We start from the raw sequence: 20,571 nt of genomic DNA, 5'->3' as shown, positions 1-20,571 counted from the left end.
AGGCTTAAGTGAATACCCTCGTGGATGAATTGGATGCATTCTTAAGTCTACTCGGTATTCCTGGAGTAAATCACTTTGCCATTTTTGATGGTATTGACCACCTTGATATCTTTGATTGCATCTGGATCAATCGTTAAAGGATTTTGATCCAACTCAACTAAATCTGCCAACATGCCAGGCAGGATCTTACCCTTCGTATTCTCCTCGCGATACACATAAGCAGCATTACATGTGAACGCCTGCAATGCTAGGTAAGGATCCATCTTTTCCTGAGTACCCAATGTTTTTCCAGACATTGTTTTGCGATTGACTGCACTCCAAATGGTAAATAAGCAATCTGGCCCAGAAGAGGGGACATCATTATGGATGCCGACTACTATCCCTTTGTTATGTGCTGTCACCATGGGACAAAAATGATCGGCGCGTTCTTCGCCAACGATATCTAAATAGATATCTCCATACAACCATATATGATTGGATAAAGTAATGGCAATAATATGATTGGCTTTGTAGTCGTCAAGCTGATCTTCCCTTGCAAAAAATGAATGGGAGATAGTCGAGCGGCGATCTTCCGTAATCCCGGTTTCCGCAATTGCTTTTTTAATGGCGGCTAGGGCCATATCAATGCCTGCATCACCATTGCTGTAGCAAAAGAATGGGATATTTTTTTCATAGGCCAGCTTAGCGTAGTGATCAACCTGATCTTGAGTATAGTAAGCCATACCCCGCCAGCCATCCGGGAAGCCTGTGGTATCGCTGTAGGGTTTGGAGAGATAAGCCAGCTTGAGCTGCGGCCCCCCATCTGTTGACATCAATATGCCTGCAACCTTAAAGCCTCGATCAACGTCGCTGTAGACACCAAAGGAATAGTCGGGATTCTCTTTTAGTAAGGCATCTACCGTATCGCTCATTGGGAGGGCAATTAAATCAATTGAAATAACACCGCTATCGGCTGCGAGACGCATCAACTGAATGTCTTCAGGACTGGCTTGATAGTGCTGGGCAGTCGTAGTGCCATAGGAGGCATAAATTTTCTCTGCGCTTTGATAAGTCTTAAAAGTGAGATCCTGAGAAAATTGGCCATAAGCCGCCGCTACTGCGTTCAGATAGGGTAGCCCAATAATGATGCCCGTCATTTGATGAGTGGTGGGATCAACTACGATCGTGCCAGACTCAACTTTAGTATCTGCAGTAATACCTAGTTTTTTTAGGCCCGCTGTATTAAATAAGCCCGCTAGTGTGGAAATATTTTGAACAAGTACCGGCGTATCTGGAAAAGCAGCATCTAAATCAGCAATGGTTAATGGCCCGTCTTTCATCAAGCCATCCATGTACTCAGCTGCGATCAACCATCCATTTAGAAGCTTGCCGTCTTTTTTCAGTTGTGCAATCAACTCGGGTCTACTACGTGGAGGATTGTCAGCAAAGTAGCCAACATTCAAACTTAATGTTTGTTGAGCAAACAAACCAAAGTGCCCCCAAGTGTCAATAAATCCCGGAGTTAGGGTATGTCCTTGTAAGTCATGCATCTTGACATCTGGGCTCGCTAAATCGCTTGCTTCTTGTTTGTTACCAGTGAAAGCAATTTTTCCATCTGTCACCAATACCGCTTCAACATACTCAGGTTGATCGCCAGCCATGGTCAAAATATTGCCGTTGAAGTAGAGGGTTTGATTTGATGTCATGAGGTTTCTTTAAAAGGTATTAATGTGAAAAAGCATATGTAAGCCCGATGCGCCCACCCCAACCTTGCGCGCCACCTTGGTTGGTATTGACGGTGTAATAACGAGCACCGATTGTAAAAAGCAGAGGGAGGTCACCCACTTCAATCAATTTGCTGCCCATTAAATTGATTGGATAGGCGTGAGCACCGGTATCAATATTCGTGATCGATTCACAATCAAGAGTAATGTTCCCATATCTTTTGGTGATATAGGTGATAAAAGGTTGAAATCCAACATTATTGGCACTAGGGCCATTGAGTGGCATTGCTCCAAGGCCAAACGATTGGTATGCATAAGCACCCACAATCCAATCCTCGCTTCGATGAATGGCACCCATGCTGTATCCCACAGCATTTTGTGAGCTCCCATACATGGCGGGCATATTGGTGCCGATCTGTACCATTGGACCAAAACCAAATGAGTTTTTTAGTCTAGCCTCATTGGATTCGGTAAAAAAACTTTCAACAATGACTGGTTTAAATCCCGAGCTGGAGTAACCATCGAAATTATTGAAGGATTGATAGGTGATCTGGGGATGCACTACATAGCTGTAGTCAGAGTTAATGCGATAAGGAAGCCAGGGCTCTATTTGGGTGTATTGAGTTGAGCCTTGATGTCCTAGACCTACTTTTTGGTCAAAGTTGAAATAGATTGGTACAGAGGCGACATTATCTTGAGCTTGTAATTGCCGTTCACTAGAAATGAGTCTTTCTTTTCCTGGGGTGAGTGTGTCGAAAAATGTATTTGCATCTTGAGCGAGCGCAAGCTTGAAGTTAGACAACATCAGGACGGTCAGTAGTGCTTTGAATTGATGCATCTGCATGATGTTTAAGGTAGGGCTTCGCAGACTCGAAGGATCAAAATTATTCTAATAATAAGGTATTATTTAAAAAAATTGTAGTAGATTTAGCTATGTAATTCCATGTTTTGAACGGACCTTATATGAAATTTAGTTTTTTAGGACACACGAAGGAGATGTTAAAGGAGCTGCCAATAGTAGCCACCTACCTATCACTCTGGTTTTGTGCGATTACTTTTTATAATCAAGCTGCCGTTCATATGCCAGAAAAAGGAATTGAGTCCTATGGGTTTGCGGTGATTCAGGCCTTGGTGATGTCAAAAATTATGCTCACCGTAGAAATGATTGTTCCTGTTGGAGTGATATTCAATCCTAAAGTGAAATTCACTATTTATTTATCAATCTTCGTTCGCACAACTTTCGCATCCATCGTCGCCCTAATGCTGCGTTATTCTGCTGCGGGAACAGAGGGCTTTTTTAAGCATCAAGGATTTATTGAATCTATGCGCAATTTTGGTGATGGGGACATCGCCCATATTATGGCGCTCCTATGTTTATATTGGCTGATCATATTGCCCTACATCGCATATCGCTTTCTTTTACATCTTGCAGGCAACAATGACTTGTCATCGTATTTGTTGGAAAAAAGACCTCAAGATTAATACTTTAAAGATTATTCAAACTCCTTAACTATATTTATTGAGGCCTTAGTAGACTCAAGTGTCGTGTAACGCGATACCATTTAGTGTCGGTTCGACCGACTCTACATCTGCGGATGTCACATCGAAACTATTGAATTCCACTCAATCCCATTACTCTCGGTGCGCGCTGAAGACCTTATCTTGTAAGGCTTAAAGCATAGTCTGGGTTCGCTTTAACTCATTTTTCCAGGCTCTAAGGTGTAGGTCGCATGTTTGAATACTTCTAGCGGAGGTATTTCCGCCAAGGCCAGGTGGGTCGAAAGTAGATATTGAAAAATACTCTTTTACCCCAGTATTGTTTTATCTGACTTAATTGCTTGCAGGACCGTAGTAGCAATCTCTTCAATAGATTTGCTGGTAGTCAGTACCCACGGAATGGATTGTTTTTTCATCATCGCTGTCGCTTCGTTAATTTCGTAGCGGCAGTTTTCTAGCTTGGCGTAATTGCTACCTGGCCTGCGTTCATTGCGAATCTCTGAGAGTCGCTCCGCATCTATCATCAGGCCAAAGATTTTTTGGCGATATGGGACTAAATCCTTCGGAAGTTGTCCTCGTTCGAAATCTTCCGGTATCAGGGGGTAGTTGGCTGCCTTGAGTCCATATTGCATTGCCAGATAAAGACTGGTTGGCGTCTTACCAACCCTGGAGATTCCAATTAGTATGACATCGGCTTCGGCAAGGTTTTGATTGGACTGGCCGTCATCATGGGCCAGGGAATAGTTGATGGCCTCAATCCGGTTCTTGTAGGCCTCGGTATCGGCATTGTGGTGAAGGCGGTTCATGGCATGGGTGGATTTCATGCCTAAAGCTTCTTCTAGAGGGGCTACAAAGGTCTGGAACATGTCCAAAATCAGGCCATTTGCCTTAGCCACGATTGCATTGAGCTCAGAGTTCACCAAAGTGGTGAAAACGATGGGTTGCACCCCATATTTAGCAGCTGCCTGGTTGACGCTGCTAACAGCATCGTGGGCCTTATCCACGCTATCCACAAAAGGCACCCGAATATGCTTAAAAGTGGCCTCAAATTGGGCCAAAATCGACTGGCTGAAGTTCTCGGCAGTAATGCCGGTGCCGTCAGAGACAATAAAAACAATGCGGGTTTCGTTAGACATGGATTTGGCTTAAAAGTCAGGGTCAGCACTACAATAGAATCATATTAAAGCATGCCCCCTTTAGGGTGGCCGCTACACCAGTTTCCTTATCTTTTGAGAGTATTTTATGTCCAATCAACAGCAACAAAATAGCAGTATGGCTGATGCCTATGTTTTGCCTTTTGAACAACTCCGCATGACTGATGTTGAATCAGTTGGCGGTAAGAATGCATCATTAGGAGAGATGATTTCTCAGTTAGCGTCTACTGGGGTTCGTGTTCCTACAGGTTTTGCAACGACTTCGTTAGCATTCCGCGACTTTCTAAAGCACAACAATCTGACTGAGCGTATTCAGCAGCGTTTAGAAGGTTTGAATATTGATGATGTGCGTGCATTGGCGCAAGCTGGGGCAGAAATTCGTGGCTGGATCGAAACTGCGCCATTTCAGCCAAAGTTGGATGAAGAAATCCGTAAAGCATTTGCAGTATTGGATGATTCTGGTAAAGGCTCATTTGCAGTACGTTCATCAGCGACTGCTGAAGACTTGCCAGATGCTTCCTTTGCAGGTCAGCAAGAAACTTTCTTGAACGTCGAAGGCATTGATGATGTTCTCAAGAAGATTCGTGAAGTATTTGCTTCTTTGTATAACGATCGCGCGATCTCCTACCGTGTTCACAAGGGCTTCGCCCATGCTGAAGTAGCCTTATCTGCTGGTATTCAGCGCATGGTGCGTTCTGACTTGGGTGCTGCTGGCGTAATGTTTACTCTGGATACCGAGTCTGGATTTGAGGATGTGGTTTTCATTACCTCTAGCTATGGCTTGGGCGAGACTGTTGTCCAGGGCGCAGTGAACCCGGACGAGTTTTATGTATTTAAAACCACTTTGGCTCAAGATAAGAAGGCGATCATTCGCCGCTCCTTGGGTTCAAAGTTAATTCAAATGCAATTTGCCCCAAAAGGCTCCGCAGAAAAAGTACAAACTGTTGATGTCACCCCAGAAAAGCGTAACCGCTTCTCTTTGGAGGATGCGGATATCACTGAGTTGGCTAAATATGCAGTGATCATTGAAAAGCACTACGGCCGTCCAATGGACATCGAGTGGGGTAAAGATGGTCAAGATGGTCGTATCTATATCTTGCAGGCGCGCCCTGAGACTGTAAAGAGTCAGGCTGCCGGTCAAGTAGAGATGCGCTACAAGTTGAAGGGCAGCTCAAAGGTATTGGCAAAAGGTCGCGCAATCGGTCAAAAGATTGGCGCTGGTCCTGTACGCATTATTCGTGACCCAAGCGAAATGGATCGTGTTCAGCCAGGTGATGTCTTGGTTGCCGATATGACTGACCCGAACTGGGAACCAGTCATGAAGCGTGCTTCAGCGATTGTGACTAATCGTGGTGGACGCACATGCCACGCAGCAATCATTGCCCGTGAATTAGGTGTGCCTGCAGTAGTTGGTTGCGGTGATGCCACTGAGCATTTGCAAGACGGCATGATGGTGACGGTTTCTTGCGCTGAAGGTGATGAAGGTCATATTTATGATGGCTTGATCGAAACTGAAGTCACTGAAGTATCCCGCGGTGTGTTGCCAGAGATTCCTGTGAAGATCACGATGAATATCGGTAATCCTCAGTTGGCATTTGATTTCTGTCAGATTCCGAATGCTGGTGTTGGCTTAGCTCGTCTTGAGTTCATCATCAATAACTACATTGGTGTTCACCCACGTGCTGTATTGGAATATCCAAATATTGATCCTGACCTCAAGCGTGCAGTTGAAAGCGTTGCTCGTGGCTACGCTAGCCCGCGTCAGTTCTATGAAGATAAGTTGGTTGAAGGTGTAGCAACGATTGCTGCTGCTTTCTATCCAAAGCCAGTGATTGTTCGTTTGTCAGACTTCAAATCCAATGAATATAAGAAACTCATTGGTGGATCACGTTACGAGCCGGATGAAGAGAATCCAATGTTGGGATTCCGCGGTGCATCACGTTATGTGTCTGAAGATTTCGGCGAGGCTTTTGCTCTTGAGTGCGCTGCAATGAAGCGTGTTCGTGAAGATATGGGCCTGGACAACGTAGAAATCATGGTCCCGTTTGTACGTACTATCAATCAGGCTAAGCGCGTGATCGACATGATGGAGAAGTTTGGTCTCAAGCGTGGCGTAAATGGTTTGCGTCTCATCATGATGTGCGAGATCCCATCTAATGCGATTTTGGCTGATCAGTTCCTTGAGTACTTTGATGGTTTCTCAATCGGCTCAAACGACATGACTCAATTAACTTTGGGCCTAGATCGTGACTCCGGAATGGAATTGTTGGCTATCGACTTTGATGAGCGTGATCCAGCGGTAGAGTTCATGATTGCTCGTTCAATTGATGCTTGCCGTAAGCAAAATAAATATGTTGGTATTTGCGGTCAAGGCCCCTCAGATCACCCAGACTTTGCTCGTTGGTTGGTTGAGAAGGGAATCACTTCAATCTCATTAAATCCAGATAGCGTAGTGGCTACCTGGGAGATGTTAGGTAAGAACTTATAAGCCTAAATCAAAGCGGATAGCATTAAAGCAAAAGGCCTAGATTTTTTCTAGGCCTTTTTGTTTATCAATGCATCTAACGCTTCACTATTAGAGACTTACTTTTTCTTTGCAGTCACCTTCTTTAGAACCACTTTCTTTGTCGCCTTCTTTACGGGGGTGACCTTAGTATTTCTTGTGGCCTTTTGAGCCCCTGCTTTAGATGGCGGATGATTGATAGGAACAATCCCCATTTTTTTAGCAGGAGTGGAAATATCGCTCGATTTATGAGCGCCGCTCCAACTAGGTTCAGCTATGGAATTAAACGCCTCGCGTAGTTTCTCGCCCCACGCTTGATGAATCATTGCAAAATAGGGGTTTGCATCATCTAGAGTAACGAGCTTCGTGGCTTTAAGAGAATTTTTTTCGTAAACCAACATATCCAGAGGTAGTCCAACCGAAATATTACTTTTCAAGGTGGAGTCCATTGAGATGAGGGCGCACTTGGTTGCCAGATTAAGTGGTGTATTGAAATTGAGCACTCGGTCCAAGATGGGCTTACCGTACTTGGATTCGCCAATCTGGAAATAGCAAGTCTCGGGCGTAGCCTCAATAAAGTTTCCTGCCGAATAAATATTAAATAGGCGCGGTTTCTCGCCTTTTACTTGACCACCAAAAATCATATTGCAGTTAAATTCAAGACCCGCTTTTTCAAGTGCGGCATGATCACGTTCATACACTTGTTTAATGGCATCGCCCACAACGACGGCAGCTTCATATGAGTTTTTGGCTGTCCAGAGGTTCTTGCCCTTAAAAAGCTGTCCTTGCAGCAGGATTTCTTTAACGGATTGGGTAATGGCAAGATTGCCGGCACTCATCAAGGTAAAGAAGCGATCCTTGTTTTGAAACAAGGTCATCTTTCTAAAGGTGCCGATTTGGTCTACGCCAGCATTTGTTCGGGTATCAGATAAGAAAACAAGACCATCTTTAAGGCAAAGACCAACGCAATACGTCATACACGGACCCTCTTCATTATTTCCTGGAATTATCTCTTAAATATCCCAGAGGGTTGCTATGGCAACTGTTGAATCGAAATGTTGGCGCTGAGTTCTTCTCCGCCGCCGCCAGAGCGAACCCCCTTAACAGGAGCGGCGGAATAATAATCTCTGCCAATGGCAAGGCGAATATGACGTGAGTCAACTAAGCATGCATGGGTGATATCTACACTGGTCCAGATGCCTTTATCGATATCGCTACAAAAGTCGATCCAAGCATGGCTAGCAAGATTTGGGGATTCTTCTGCAAAGAAATAACCACTGACATATCGCGCTGGAATTCCAGAGGCGCGACAGAGACTCAACATAATATGGGCATGATCTTGGCAAACGCCAGATTTCATGGCGAAGGATTGAGCTGCAGTCGTGGCAAAGTTCGTTTGGCCAGGAGAGTACACAATCAAGCCTTGAACTGCCTCAGCGAGTTTTAGTACTTGATCAACTGAATTTTTCTTTGGAATGCCATAAGAGAAATACTCCAACATTTCATCTGTAGGCTCAGTCAGATTGGTTTGCTGCAGTAAGTAGTAGGGCGAAACTGCTTTAGCATCATCGACAAACTCAAATGCATCTTGTGTATGTACTTCACCTTCAGCCTCAATCATCATTGAGGTGTAAGGGCTTTCCTGCACAAATACACTGCAAAGATTACCAAAAGTATCTATAGAGCTAGATGCTTTTATTGGGGTGCTAATTCTCCATTTATCGACTTGTTGGCCAGCTAGAGTGGGAGGTGTCAAGCGCAATTCTTGTATGGAATAATGCACCGGTGTTTCATACCGATATTCCGTGCGATGGCGAATTTTAAGATGCATATAGTCTTTGTGATTTCTTAGGCAACAGCCAGTGGAATGAGATAAGCATTGCTAAACTCATCGGCTATGTAGTTAATGCGCTCTAAGAAAGCCTCAATAAATTCTTCCAGGCCTTGCTCAAATACCTCATCAATATCGGAATAATCCAAGCTAGCCTTGAGCTTTCCGAGCAGGCGTTCAATTTCTTTGGATTGCTGATTCTTCACTTCAGAAATGAGGGGGATTAATTCATTGACGCAGGACACCAAGGATCGTGGCATCTGTTTATTGAAGATAAGTAGTTGTGCGACTTGTTTTGGAGTGACTTGATCAGAATAAATTTGACGATAGATCTCAAATGCGGAGACTGAGCGCAGTAAAGCTGCCCAGTGATAGAAGTCAAAGAATTCACCATCAGTGCCATCTTCCGAGGATTTCTTAGCGCCAAGAACCCGCAGGGCTGCTGGGTCCTCATACTTAGTTTCCAGAATACGTGCGGTGTTATCAGCGCGTTCTAGCAGTGTTCCCACGTTAATAAAGTAAAAAGCCTCATTTTTCAGCATCGTACCGTATAGAACACCCCTAAAGAGGTGGCAGCGGTGCTTGACCCACTCCAAAAGGCGGCTGGGATCCGATTGATGTCTTGCTTCTAGAATGCGTTGTAGCTCAAGCCAAGTAGTGTTTTGGGTTTCCCAAACTTCGGAAGTAATCTTGCCGCGGATAACGCGGGCATTCTCACGCGCAGCAAACAGGCAGGAAACGATGCTGGAAGGATTGCTGGTTTCATAAATCATGAAGTCCAAAACATTCTCACGATTAACGACATCATATTTGCTGAGGAAGGCTTCTTCCAACTTAGAAATCGTGAGTAACTTTTTCCAACTCTGCTCTAAAAACTCTGCAGGCTGAGGAAGTAGAGAGGTTTGATGGTTTACATCGAGCATGCGGGCAGTATTCTCTGCGCGCTCGGTGTAACGGGCCATCCAATAAAGACAATCAGCTGTACGACTCAACATATTTTCTTATTCCCCATACTCTTCACTCACTCTTCCAATACCCAGGTATCTTTAGTGCCGCCACCTTGGGAGGAGTTCACCACTAAAGAACCCTCTTTGAGTGCAACTCTAGTCAATCCGCCTGGAACCATCTTGATAGTCTTGCCTGAGAGAACAAAGGGTCTTAAGTCGATATGCCTTGGTGCAACGCCTGACTCAACAAAGGTAGGGCAGGTGGATAGCGCCAATGTAGGTTGCGCAATATATTTATCTGGATTGGCGATAAGGTGAGTTCTAAATTCTTCAATCTCCGCTTTGGTTGATGCTGGACCAACTAACATGCCATAACCACCAGCACCATGAGTCAGTTTCACAACCAGCTTATCCAGATTAGCTAAGGTATAGGCTAAGTCATCTGCCTTACGACATTGGAATGTAGGTACGTTATTAAGAATCGGTTTCTCACCAAGATAAAACTCAATCATCTCTGGAACGTATGGATAAATAGATTTGTCATCAGCAATACCGGTGCCAATCGCATTTGCCAGTGTTACGTTACCAGCGCGGTGTGCTGATAAGAGCCCCGCAACGCCTAAAGTGGAATCAGAGCGGAATGCCAATGGATCCAAGAAGTCATCATCAACACGACGATAGATAACATCAACTCGCTCAGGCCCTTGAGTGGTTCGCATAAAGACTTGCTCATTTTTCACAAATAAGTCTTTACCTTCCACTAACTCAACACCCATCTGCTGCGCGAGGTAGCTGTGCTCAAAGTAAGCAGAGTTATACATACCTGGAGTTAGTACAACGACGTTTGGTTTTTTAACGTCATCTGGTTTAACTGACTTGAGACATTCCAATAAAAGATCGGGGTAATGCTCTACAGGGGCAATGCGATATTTTTGAAAGAGGTCAGGGAAGAGTCGCATCATCATCTTGCGGTCTTCAACCATGTAAGACACGCCAGAAGGAACACGCAGGTTATCTTCTAAAACGTAGAACTCACCTTCACCGGCGCGAACGATATCAATCCCAGCAATTTGTGCGTAGATGTCGCGCGGTATGCTGACGTTGCGCATCTCAGGGCGATATTGCGCATTGTTATAAATCTGTTCGGCTGGAACAATGCCCGCCTTAATAATGTCCTCATCGTGATACACGTCGTAGATAAAGCGATTAAGTGCTTTGACTCGTTGACGTAATCCCGCCTCAAGTTGCTCCCATTCCTTGGCAGTAAAGATGCGTGGCACTTGATCGAAAGGAATGGTTCTTTCCGACCCCAGGTCATCTCCGTAGACGGCAAAGGTAATGCCCACTCTTCTAAAGATCAGGTCTGCTTCAGCGCGTTTGAGACCCATGAGGGTGTCACTTTGCTGTTTCAGCCAATTGTGAAAGATTTGGTAGTGGGGACGCGCTTTGCCTGCGGCGTCGAGCATTTCGTCAAAAGGCAATTTCATAGTTACCAAACTAATGCCTTTATAAAAGCTGGAATGAATGATTTGAAGCGGCTTGGTGCTGAATTGCACCATAAAAGTGCATATATGCTCAAATATTCGCCCTAAGGGCAGTCTACCCCAGTTTTTATGGGCTTAGGCAAGAAATTAAGCGTTTAGATCGCCTCTAGCGATACGGCCTTTTTGGACTTCCCATTCACGTTCTTTGGTGGCTGCGCGTTTGTCATGTTGCTTTTTGCCTCTGGCCAGGCCAATCTCACACTTCACATTGCCTTTAGAGAAGTGCAGGTTTAGGGGTACCAGGGTATAGCCCTTTTGCTCTACTTTGCCGATGAGTTTTTTAATTTCGATGGCATTGAGCAGGAGCTTTCTAGTGCGGGTGCTATCGGGCACGATATGGGTGGAAGCTGAGAGCAGGGGGGTGATATGGCAGCCGATTAAAAACAGCTCCGCCTTGCGAATGACGACATACGCTTCTTTGACGTGCACGCGACCTGCGCGGATGGCTTTTACTTCCCAGCCTTCCAGTACAAGCCCTGCTTCAAAGCGCTCCTCGATAAAATAATCAAAGAAGGCTTTTTTGTTATCGACGATACTCATATTTATTTAGCTCTCAAGAACGATTATGGCAGACGTCTACAAGACCGTTTTAATTAGCCAATCAGCCGACCGTATGTACGGCTTGGTGACCGATGTCGCCCGCTATCCTGAGTTCTTGCCTTGGTGTGGCGGAGTGGAAATTTTTGAGCAGACTGAGACCGTGCTCGACGCCAAAATTAATATTCATTTCAAGGGAATTACCCAATATTTTCATACTCGGAATGTGAATCACCGCCCTGAAACAATTGACATGGTCTTTGTAGACGGCCCGTTTAAGCACTTTTCTGGGCAATGGAACTTTATCCCTTTGCGGGAAGATGCTTGTAAGGTGGAGTTCAAGTTGCACTGGGAGTTCAAAAGCGTCATTTTGGACAAGATTATTGGCCCAGTATTTGGTCATATAGCCGGCACCTTTGTTGACTGCTTTGTAAAGCGTGCCGAGGACCTCTATGGCTGAGCGCTCGCTTGACCTCATTCTCTGTGATGCCAGGCAGGGTGAGCCAGAGCTTAAGGCGTTCAAGCTCATCCTGTCAGCGGGCGAGTTGCCTACTGTTGGTCTGGCTCTTATTGGGGCCGGGATTGCAGTTGGTCCAGAAGACCCTGTTTTAGCTAGAAAAGGCTGCTTCGGGGTCTTTGGTAAGCGCAAGGACTGGGATAGCCCCATTTATGCTGGAGATCGCCTAGAGCTCTATTCCCCGCTATTAATTGACCCTAAAACGGTTCGGCGTAAGAAGGCTAATCAGAACCAAGATGCCAAATTCCAGGCTGCCGCAGCTAAAAGAAAGGCTAGGAGGCTATAATCTGTTTTTGCGACTAGGGGTTTTGCATGCGACTCATTCAAAAAGCACTCACTTTTGACGATGTGCTCCTCGTACCGGCTTATTCATCGGTACTCCCTCGAGATGCCAGCTTGGCAAGTAAGTTAACTCGAGATATTTCACTTAATACACCATTGGTGTCCGCAGCTATGGATACCGTCACTGAAGGTCGTTTGGCAATTGCCATGGCTAGTGAGGGTGGCATTGGCATCGTTCATAAAAACTTAAAGCCTGCTGAGCAAGCGCGTGAAGTAGCTAAAGTAAAGCGATATGAATCTGGTGTTCTGCGTGATCCAATCACGATAAGCCCAGAGGTCACTCTGCGTCAGGTGATCCAACTTTCTCGTGAGCATGGTTTCTCAGGATTCCCAGTGCTCGTTGGCAAAGAGGTTGTTGGCATTATTACGAACCGAGATTTGCGTTTCGAAGAAGACTTAGATGCTCCAGTAAAAACAAAGATGACTCCACGTGAGCGTTTGATTACCGTGAAAGAAGGTTGCTCACTGGATGAAGCAAAGCGCTTAATGAGTCATCATCGTTTAGAGCGCGTATTGGTTGTCAATGACAAGTTTGAACTGCGTGGCCTCATTACCGTTAAAGACATTCTCAAGGCAACTGAACATCCGAATGCTTGTAAAGACAGCGAAGGTAAATTACGCGTTGGCGCCGCAGTAGGCGTTGGCCCTGATAACGATGAGCGTATTGAGTTATTGGTGCGTGCTGGTGTTGATGTGATTGTGGTTGACACAGCTCATGGCCATAGCCAAGGCGTATTGGATCGCGTGAAGTGGGTTAAGAAAAATTATCCTCATGTGCAAGTGATTGGCGGCAATATTGCTACTGGTGATGCTGCTAAGGCATTAGCTGATCATGGTGCTGATGGTGTCAAGGTGGGTATTGGTCCTGGCTCAATCTGTACAACACGTATTGTTGCTGGCGTTGGTGTTCCACAAATCACTGCCATAGTGAATGTGGCAACTGCACTTAAGGGTACCGGTATTCCATTAATTGCTGATGGTGGCATACGTTACTCCGGTGACGTTGCAAAAGCATTAGCTGCTGGCGCTAGTTCGGTCATGATGGGTGGCATGTTTGCTGGCACTGAAGAAGCTCCTGGTGAAGTGTTCCTGTATCAAGGACGCTCATATAAGAGCTATCGCGGTATGGGTTCTTTGGGCGCGATGGCGGATGGTTCTGCTGATCGTTACTTCCAAAGCGATATTGTTGCGAATGCAGAAAAGTTAGTGCCAGAAGGCATTGAAGGTCAAGTGCCATACAAAGGTAGCGTGTTGGCAATCTTGCATCAGCTGACTGGTGGTATTCGTTCTTCTATGGGCTATCTCGGTTGCAAGACCATTGATGAGCTCCATGAAAAAGCTAACTTCGTAGAAATCACATCAGCTGGCGTGCGTGAGTCGCACGTTCATGACGTGAAAATCACTAAAGAAGCGCCAAATTACCATATTGATTAACAACTATAAAAAGCTGAAATAAAGGCTGATCTTTTCGTGCACGACAAAATACTGATTCTCGACTTTGGTTCACAAGTAACTCAACTCATTGCTCGGCGTGTACGTGATGGACGCGTATATTCAGAGATCCATCCCTACGATTGCGACCCTGAATTCATTCGTAAGTTTGTTCAGGAGCAAGGTGGCAAAGGCATCATTCTCTCTGGCGGCCCTAGTTCGGTAACTGAAGATGGTAGTCCCCGTGCGCCTCAAATCGTTTTTGAGCTTGGCGTTCCTGTTTTAGGAATTTGCTACGGTATGCAAACCATGGCTACTCAGTTGGGTGGTGCAGTTGCCTCTGCAGAGTCTTTGGGTAAAGCACGTGAGTTTGGTTACTCCGAAGTGCGCGCTCATGGGCACACAAATTTGCTTAAAGGCATTCAGGACTTCTCCACCAGCGAAGGTCATGGGATTTTGAAGGTGTGGATGAGTCATGGCGACTCAGTCACCTCAATGCCGCCTGCGTTTAAGTTGATGGCCTCTACTGAGTCTTGCCCAATTGCTGGCATGGCGGATGAAGAGCGTCGCTTCTATGCATTTCAGTTTCATCCAGAAGTAACCCATACCATTCAAGGCACTGCAATCATTGAGCGCTTTGTCCATGAAATTTGCCAATGCAAACCTGACTGGGTAATGGGCGACTACATTGCAGAAGCAGTTGAGAATATTCGCAAGCAAGTTGGAAATGAAGAAGTCATTCTGGGCTTGTCTGGCGGTGTCGACTCCAGTGTTGCAGCGGCCTTAATTCATCGTGCGATTGGCGATCAATTGACTTGTGTATTTGTGGATCATGGCCTGCTTCGCTTGAATGAAGGTGATATGGTGATGGAAATGTTTGCACGCAATTTGGGTGTGAAGGTTATCCGCGTTGATGCTAAAGAGAAATTCATGGGTGAGTTGGCTGGTGTTGCTGATCCAGAAGCCAAGCGCAAGATCATCGGTAAAGAATTTGTTGAAATTTTCCAGACTGAGTCTGGGAAGATTCAGAATGCTAAGTGGCTTGCCCAGGGAACGATCTACCCTGACGTTATCGAGTCTGCAGGTAAGGGTAAGAAGGGTGCGCACACGATCAAGAGTCACCATAACGTAGGTGGCTTACCTGAAGACATGCATCTCAAATTGCTTGAGCCCTTACGTGAACTCTTTAAGGATGAGGTACGCGAACTTGGGGTGGCCTTAGGTCTTCCTCGTGAGATGGTGTATCGCCATCCATTTCCAGGGCCAGGTCTTGGCGTGCGTATTTTGGGTGAGGTCAAAGCAGAGTTTGCGAGCTTACTGCAACGTGCTGATGCCATTTTCATTGAAGAGTTGCGCAATACGATTGATGACGCAAGTCAAAAATCTTGGTATGACCTTACGAGTCAGGCATTTGCCGTTTTCTTGCCAGTGAAGTCTGTTGGCGTAATGGGTGATGGCAGAACTTATGAATATGTTGTTGCCCTTAGAGCAGTCCAAACCCAAGACTTTATGACAGCGCATTGGGCCCACTTGCCACATGAGTTGTTAGGTAAGGTTTCAAACCGCATCATCAATGAAGTGCGCGGTATTAACCGTGTTGTATACGATATCAGTGGAAAACCACCCGCAACGATCGAGTGGGAATAAGGGGTAGGCGATTTAAGCCTGCCAATATTCATGCTTGAGTTACGCGAAGCTTCACTCGCAATCCTGGCAAGGGCTGATGCACAAAACAAAGTAAGTCAGTTACTCGGTTTGTTTGATGGTTATCACAAACAACAAATCACCCTGGATGTTGCTCGTAAGATTGATGCTCAAGGCCTTTCTCTACCTGGGCGTCCGCTAAAGCCGGAATTGGTACTTCCTAAGCTGGTTCCCAAAAGAAGAATGGATACCTCCGAGGGTAGGGCGGGCTTATTGCACTCACTCGCCCATATTGAATTTAATGCAATGAACCTTGCGCTAGATGCCATCTGGCGTTTCCCAGATATGCCCAAGGAATACTATGAGGACTGGTTGAAGGTTGCCAAAGAAGAGGCCTATCATTTCAGTTTAGTAAATGAGTATTTGCATGCGCTGGGGTTTTCTTATGGAGATTTCCCTGCCCACAATAGTTTGTGGGAGATGGTTGAAAGAACAACGGATTCTGTAATTGCAAGAATGGCTTTGGTGCCCAGAACAATGGAAGCAAGAGGCTTAGATGCGGTGCCAGCGATTCGAGATCGCTTCAAGCAAATTAAAGAAGTGCGTGCAGTGGAGATATTGGAAATTATTCTCAATGATGAAATCGGCCATGTATTGATTGGCAATCGCTGGTTTAATTTCTTGTGCGTGAAAGATAATCTTTCTCCAATCACTGCTTATCGAGAGTTAGCCGCCAAATATCGTGCGCCTGTTTTAAAGCCCCCATTCAATATGGAGGCCCGCAAGCAGGCTGGCTTTACAAGCGAAGAGCTATCTCTTCTTGGTGCATAGTAAATAATGATGAAGGTATTAAGCCTCATTCCACCCATGACCCAGCTGAACACGCCGTATCCCTCTACGGCGTATCTCACGGGATTCTTGAGGTCTCGTGGAGTTGACGCCGTTCAAGAGGATCTCGCCTTAGCTTTAGTGCTCAGTTTCTTTACTCCAGAGGGTATGTCTGAGATTCGTGCTCAAGCGCTCACGGTGCCTGAAGAGAGTCGCAGTGCCAGCGTTAATTTCTTTCTGGATTACTTTGATGCCTATCAATCAACCATTGCCCCAACGATTAGCTTCTTACAGGGGCGCGATAGCACTTTAAGTCATCGCATCAATACCCGTGATTTTCTACCTGAGGGACCACGATTTACTTCTCTTGATGCATTTGATGAAGAGGAGGCGGGTGATCCTTTATCTTGGGCCTTTGGCGCTTTAGGGTCTCAAGACAGGGCGCGTCATTTAGCCACCCTTTATCTCAATGATTTATCCGATGTATTGCGTGATGCTGTTGATGACCGCTTTGAATTCGTGCGTTATGCAGAATCCTTGGCAAGTAGTCAGCCTACCTTTACGCCTTTGGCTGATGCGCTCCAGGCTAAACCAACGCTCATGGACCTGCATTTACAAGAGTTAGCCAGTAAAGCGATTGAGCGTCACCAGCCGAATGTAGTACTCCTATCCGTACCCTTCCCGGGGGCCATGTATGCAGCCTTGCGTATAGCTCAGGTGATTAAAAAATCACATCCAGAAATCAAGATTGCTTTGGGTGGTGGTTATGTCAATACTGAGCTTCGAGAGTTATCCGACGCTCGGATCTTTGATTATGTGGATTTCATTACGCTAGATTCTGGCGAGAGACCGCTGCTTGCTTTACTCGAGCACATCGGCGGCAAACGCTCCACCGAAAGATTGGTGCGAACCTTTATGCGGAATTCTAGTAATCAAGTGCAATACCTCAATTGGCAAGAGCTTGATGTGCCTTTTGAAGAGGTTGGTACTGCCACTTGGGATGGGTTACCGCTGGATTCCTATTTATCTCTTTTGGATATGCTTAATCCGATGCATCGCCTATGGAGTGACGGCCGCTGGAACAAGCTGACTGTTGCGCATGGCTGTTATTGGAAAAAGTGCAGCTTCTGCGATGTATCTCTTGATTACATCTCTCGTTATGAAACTGCGTCAGCCAGTTTATTGGTAGATCGTATTGAGCAAATTGTTCAGGAAACTGGGCAGACAGGATTTCATTTTGTGGATGAAGCTGCGCCACCTAAGATATTAAAAGCGCTGGCTGAGGAGCTCATTCGCCGCAAGGTGCTCATTTCTTGGTGGGGCAATATTCGCTTTGAGAAAACCTTCACGCCTGAATTGGCGGAGCTGTTAGCTAAAAGTGGATGTATTGCGATGTCTGGAGGTCTCGAAGTGGCCTCTGATCGCCTACTCAATCTCATGAAAAAAGGCGTATCGGTTGAACAGGTTGCTCAGGTTACAAAGGGTTTCTCTGATGCCGGAATCTTGGTTCACGCTTATTTAATGTATGGCTTTCCAACGCAAACCGTCCAAGAGACGGTGGATGCATTGGAATATGTGAGACAGCTTTTTGAGCATGGCTGCATTCAAAGCGGCTTCTTTCACCGTTTTACTTGCACCGTACATTCTCCGGTGGGTCAAAATCCGCAAGAGTATGGAATTGAACTCATTCCTTTGCCAGAAACCACCTTTGCCAAGAATGATGTTGCCTTTATTGATTCCACTGGGGTTGATCATGGAGTCCTTGGTCAGGGGCTAAAAAAGGCCATTTATAACTATATGCACGGCGTAGGATTTGAGATCAAAACTCAGTCTTGGTTTGATGGTTTGGGCATCTCCATACCCAAGACAACTGTCCCTAAAAATTTCATTCAAAACGCCTTGTATCGCTAGCTCACCTCTATAAATCAGACTTACAATTATTTTGTAAAGTTCTCAATTAACGTAGGAGATATCAATGAATTTATCACGCCGTACTTTTATTGCATCAGCCGCATTAGCTCCCGTCGCTTGTGGCGTTCCTCTCTCATATGAGCGTGGGACACCAGTTGCCCAGCCAAAACCTTTGCCAGCAGTGCGCGCCCCTCAAGTAGGTCAGGAGTGGTCTTATATCAAGCGCAATGTATTTGATGGGAAAAACCTAGGAATCATTACTGAGCGTGTTGCTAGTGTTGGCTCGACCATTGTGATTGAACGCACGGATGAGAGCGGCGGCAAGCTGCCGAATGAAGTGCAAGGCCCATGGGGTGTTGTGCAGACCGATCCACAGTGGTCGCGTACGATTAGCTTTAATCCGGCTATCCCGTTATGGCCATCAGAGCTATCTTCCAGTTGGAATAAGCAGCTCAATACCAAATACAAATTAGCAGGCTATCCAGATTCCGCCTATAGCTGGCAGGAGTTTATGGGTGCACATGGCTGGGAACAAATTACTGTGCCTGCCGGAACATTCTTAACTTTGCGTTATCAAAACCTCATTAACTATGAAAGCAATGATGACAATAAGGTCAATTGCATTCGCAAAGAAACGATTTGGTTTGCGCCAAGTATTGGGCGCTGGGTTGCGAGGGAATCTTCTGGCTCTTACATGATTCAAGGCCAACTAGGCATGCCTAATTTAGAAGATAGTTTTCAATGGCAACTGACTTCTTACAAGTAAGCGCTTTGCGTCGCCTTGTCTTATTGATGCTGCCAGTCTTACTGGCGGCATGCATCTCATCTCAACCCTACCCTGGGGGTATTCTTGAGCCTCAGCCCATACCAGCTCCAGTGGTAAGGGCGCCCAAGGTAGGTCAAGAGTGGGTTTATCAAGTTCGCAATGTATTTAATCAAGAGATCGTAGATACGGTCACCGAAAAAGTAGTTTCTGTTGGCAATGAAGTACGCATTGCTCGCACGAGTCTTAAGGCGGGGCCACTTCCTGATGAAGTTCAATCGCCCTGGGGTTTTGTTGTGCAAGATGCCCATTGGAGTCCAACTCAGAAGTTCACAAAGCCCATTCCGATGTGGCCGCTACAATTACAGGCAGGCTGGAGTGGGTTCTTTACCACCCAATATCAAGTGCCCGGATACCCCGATGGCAGTTATTACTGGGGTCTCGGTATGACTGCATCGCAATGGGAGCGCATTCAGACCCCTGCGGGGCAATTTTTGGTATTACAGATTCATAATGAAATCCCGAATTTTGTCAGTAATGACCTATTTAGAGTTGGCAATGAGCGGCAAGAGGACTTGTGGTTTGCACCAGAAATCGGACGATGGGTTATTCGGCGTAGTTCAGGACGCTATATCACTACTGGCATCTATTGGGCTAATGCCTACTGGGAAGACTATCTGGAGTGGGAGTTAATCTCCTGGAAATAAGCAAAGCGCTTAAAATAGACGCATTGCTATGTATACCGTTAAAGAACTATTCCCCACACTTCAAGGCGAAGGCACCCACACTGGTAGGGCTGCCGTATTTTGTCGTTTTGCTGGATGCAATCTTTGGAGTGGGCGTGAAGAAGATCGCGCCTCAGCGATTTGCCAGTTTTGCGACACCGATTTTGTAGGTAGCGATGGTGCTGGCGGTGGCAAGTTTGAAACTGCTGCCTCACTTGCTGATGCAATCGAGACTTCATGGCGTAGTACTTCAGCTGGTCCGCAGCAGCGTTATGTAGTTTTCACTGGTGGGGAGCCGCTCTTGCAATTGGATGAAGAGTTGATCGCTGCACTTCATCAAAAAGGTTTTGAAGTGGCGATTGAAACGAACGGCACCATTAAAGTTCCCAAAGGAGTTGATTGGGTTTGTGTAAGTCCTAAAGCTGGCTCTGATCTGATTGTTCTTCAAGCGGATGAGTTAAAGCTAGTCATCCCACAAAATGACCATCAAGCATTAGAAAAACTCATGGCCCGCTTTGAGGGAATGGATTATCGCAATCGTTTCTTGCAACCCATGGATGGGAAAAACCTTAAAAGTAATACTGAGTTAGCAGTAAGCTTATGTCAAAAGCGTCCCTTATGGAGATTGAGCCTGCAATCTCATAAACTGATTGGGATTCGATAGTTGACTAAGCTCAAATAGGATTAATTAAGC

Annotated in this window: 19 protein-coding genes; 11 read left to right on the top strand and 8 right to left on the bottom strand. The window is 45.8% G+C overall.

All coding sequences use genetic code 11. The features are described 5' to 3' along the window. Nucleotides 1-47: 47 nt before the first annotated feature. The gene (locus VC182_RS00985) at nt 48-1,685 is read right to left on the bottom strand and encodes an amidohydrolase (protein ID WP_323484209.1); all 1,638 of its coding nucleotides are present in this window, start codon (nt 1,683-1,685) and stop codon (nt 48-50) included. Between the two features lie 19 nt (nt 1,686-1,704). Then, nucleotides 1,705-2,547 (bottom strand): hypothetical protein, encoded by an 843-nt coding sequence (locus tag VC182_RS00980; RefSeq protein WP_323484208.1) that lies wholly within the window; start codon nt 2,545-2,547, stop codon nt 1,705-1,707. Nucleotides 2,548-2,666: 119 nt separating this feature from the next. Here VC182_RS00980 and VC182_RS00975 point away from each other — a divergent pair, with 119 nt between their 5' ends. Beyond that, nucleotides 2,667-3,185, top strand: a complete 519-nt coding sequence (locus tag VC182_RS00975) for a hypothetical protein (RefSeq protein ID WP_323484207.1) — start codon at nt 2,667-2,669, stop codon at nt 3,183-3,185. A gap of 323 nt (nt 3,186-3,508) precedes the next feature. On the opposite strand, the gene VC182_RS00970 is transcribed toward VC182_RS00975, so the two are convergent. After that, nucleotides 3,509-4,336 carry a pyruvate, water dikinase regulatory protein gene (locus VC182_RS00970; protein WP_072583021.1) on the bottom strand — a complete coding sequence of 276 codons (828 nt, stop codon included), beginning with the start codon at nt 4,334-4,336 and terminating at the stop codon, nt 3,509-3,511. A gap of 106 nt (nt 4,337-4,442) precedes the next feature. Here VC182_RS00970 and ppsA point away from each other — a divergent pair, with 106 nt between their 5' ends. Then, entirely contained in the window at nt 4,443-6,842 is a 2,400-nt protein-coding gene (gene ppsA / locus VC182_RS00965) for a phosphoenolpyruvate synthase (protein WP_323484206.1), read from the top strand. A 95-nt stretch (nt 6,843-6,937) separates the two neighbouring features. On the opposite strand, the gene VC182_RS00960 is transcribed toward ppsA, so the two are convergent. From VC182_RS00960 to smpB, 5 genes are all read right to left on the bottom strand, one after another. Continuing rightward, complete coding sequence (locus VC182_RS00960; RefSeq protein WP_216121777.1) at nt 6,938-7,834, bottom strand: peptidase; 897 nt, start codon at nt 7,832-7,834, stop codon at nt 6,938-6,940. Nucleotides 7,835-7,890: 56 nt separating this feature from the next. Continuing rightward, complete coding sequence (locus VC182_RS00955) at nt 7,891-8,688, bottom strand: transglutaminase family protein (protein WP_072583019.1); 798 nt, start codon at nt 8,686-8,688, stop codon at nt 7,891-7,893. Between the two features lie 17 nt (nt 8,689-8,705). After that, nucleotides 8,706-9,683, bottom strand: a complete 978-nt coding sequence (locus VC182_RS00950) for an alpha-E domain-containing protein (protein ID WP_216121779.1) — start codon at nt 9,681-9,683, stop codon at nt 8,706-8,708. A 26-nt stretch (nt 9,684-9,709) separates the two neighbouring features. Continuing rightward, on the bottom strand, nt 9,710-11,122 hold the full coding sequence (locus VC182_RS00945; RefSeq protein WP_215322276.1) for a circularly permuted type 2 ATP-grasp protein: 1,413 nt from the start codon (nt 11,120-11,122) through the stop codon (nt 9,710-9,712). 144 nt (nt 11,123-11,266) lie between these two features. Then, a complete protein-coding gene (gene smpB, locus VC182_RS00940) occupies nt 11,267-11,719 on the bottom strand; it encodes an SsrA-binding protein SmpB (RefSeq protein WP_072583017.1) in 453 nt (150 codons plus the stop codon). A 25-nt stretch (nt 11,720-11,744) separates the two neighbouring features. On the opposite strand from smpB, the gene VC182_RS00935 reads away from it, so the two are divergent. The 9 genes from VC182_RS00935 (at nt 11,745) to queE (ending at nt 20,541) form a co-directional block, all read left to right on the top strand. Then, the gene (locus VC182_RS00935; protein WP_072583016.1) at nt 11,745-12,176 is read left to right on the top strand and encodes a type II toxin-antitoxin system RatA family toxin; all 432 of its coding nucleotides are present in this window, start codon (nt 11,745-11,747) and stop codon (nt 12,174-12,176) included. Beyond that, complete coding sequence (locus VC182_RS00930) at nt 12,169-12,519, top strand: RnfH family protein (protein WP_323484205.1); 351 nt, start codon at nt 12,169-12,171, stop codon at nt 12,517-12,519. Before VC182_RS00935 ends, VC182_RS00930 begins: the two co-directional genes overlap by 8 nt. Nucleotides 12,520-12,545: 26 nt before the next feature. Then, the gene (gene guaB, locus VC182_RS00925; RefSeq protein ID WP_072583014.1) at nt 12,546-14,009 is read left to right on the top strand and encodes an IMP dehydrogenase; all 1,464 of its coding nucleotides are present in this window, start codon (nt 12,546-12,548) and stop codon (nt 14,007-14,009) included. Nucleotides 14,010-14,045: 36 nt separating this feature from the next. Further along, on the top strand, nt 14,046-15,653 hold the full coding sequence (gene guaA, locus VC182_RS00920) for a glutamine-hydrolyzing GMP synthase (RefSeq protein WP_072583013.1): 1,608 nt from the start codon (nt 14,046-14,048) through the stop codon (nt 15,651-15,653). A 30-nt stretch (nt 15,654-15,683) separates the two neighbouring features. Further along, nucleotides 15,684-16,481 carry a ferritin-like domain-containing protein gene (locus VC182_RS00915; protein WP_323484204.1) on the top strand — a complete coding sequence of 266 codons (798 nt, stop codon included), beginning with the start codon at nt 15,684-15,686 and terminating at the stop codon, nt 16,479-16,481. A 9-nt stretch (nt 16,482-16,490) separates the two neighbouring features. Further along, complete coding sequence (locus tag VC182_RS00910) at nt 16,491-18,389, top strand: B12-binding domain-containing radical SAM protein (protein ID WP_143143893.1); 1,899 nt, start codon at nt 16,491-16,493, stop codon at nt 18,387-18,389. 64 nt (nt 18,390-18,453) lie between these two features. Next, the gene (locus VC182_RS00905; RefSeq protein ID WP_072583010.1) at nt 18,454-19,155 is read left to right on the top strand and encodes a hypothetical protein; all 702 of its coding nucleotides are present in this window, start codon (nt 18,454-18,456) and stop codon (nt 19,153-19,155) included. After that, the gene (locus tag VC182_RS00900) at nt 19,131-19,859 is read left to right on the top strand and encodes a hypothetical protein (RefSeq protein ID WP_072583009.1); all 729 of its coding nucleotides are present in this window, start codon (nt 19,131-19,133) and stop codon (nt 19,857-19,859) included. The genes VC182_RS00905 and VC182_RS00900 overlap by 25 nt, the downstream gene beginning before the upstream one ends. A gap of 28 nt (nt 19,860-19,887) precedes the next feature. Then, a complete protein-coding gene (gene queE / locus VC182_RS00895; protein WP_072583008.1) occupies nt 19,888-20,541 on the top strand; it encodes a 7-carboxy-7-deazaguanine synthase in 654 nt (217 codons plus the stop codon). The last annotated feature ends 30 nt before the right edge of the window (nt 20,542-20,571 follow it).

The sequence above is a fragment of the Polynucleobacter sp. AP-Nickl1-40-C4 genome, from assembly GCF_035012665.1.
Taxonomy (GTDB): Bacteria; Pseudomonadota; Gammaproteobacteria; order Burkholderiales; family Burkholderiaceae; genus Polynucleobacter.
Note: the sequence above shows the minus strand (reverse complement) of the source record. Positions and strands in the feature narration are given on the sequence as shown.